The organism is Vibrio sp. 1249-1 (assembly GCF_033340495.1).
This window is the reverse complement of sequence record NZ_JAWOWJ010000372.1, coordinates 1-803: the sequence shown is the minus strand read 5'-3', so window position 1 is coordinate 803 and position 803 is coordinate 1. Positions and strand designations below refer to the sequence as shown.

Genomic DNA, 803 nt, shown 5'->3' with positions numbered 1-803 from the left:
CTCAGTACCACATAGCAGCATTACTAGACGGTCTAGACCGAATGCAAGGCCAGCGTGTGGAGGCGTACCGAATTTTAGAGCGTCCAATAGGAAGCCGAATTTCAATTGTTGCTCTTCTGCATCGATACCTAGGATATCGAATACCGCAGCTTGCATTTCTGCGTTGTGGATACGTACAGAACCACCGCCCACTTCGTAGCCGTTTAGCACCATATCGTATGCGTTTGAGTTCGCTACTGCTGGGTTCGCTTTTAGCTCTTCCGCTGTCACACCTAGAGGTGATGTGAATGGGTGGTGCATCGCGTGTAGGTTGCCTTCGTCGTCTTCCTCGAACATTGGGAAGTCAACAACCCATAGAGGAGCCCAAGTGCCTTCTTTAGTCAGACCTAGGTCTTTACCTAGTTTAAGACGAAGTGCGCCTAGTGCTTCCGCAACGATGTTAGCTTTATCTGCACCAAATAGAATGATGTCGCCAGATTCCGCTTGAGTGCGATCTAGGATACCGTTGATCACGTCTTCGCTTAGGAATTTAGCTACAGGAGATTGGATACCTTCCACACCTGCCGCACGGTCGTTCACCTTCATCCATGCTAGACCTTTTGCACCGTAGATACCTACGAACTCTGCATAGCCGTCGATTTGCTTACGAGTTAACTCTGCACCGCCTGGTACACGGATAACTGCAACGCGGCCTTTTTCGTCGTTTGCTGGACCTGAGAATACTTTGAACTCAACGTCTTTTACTAGGTCTGCAACGTCTACTAGCTCTAGTGGGTTACGTAGGTCTGGCTTATCAGAACCGA

General features: G+C 49.2%; 1 protein-coding gene. It reads right to left on the bottom strand.

The window, feature by feature from the left end; all coding sequences use genetic code 11:
* Positions 1 to 803: amino acid--tRNA ligase-related protein (locus R7Z50_RS26450; RefSeq protein ID WP_318149608.1), on the bottom strand; the 803-nt coding region annotated here is incomplete at both ends.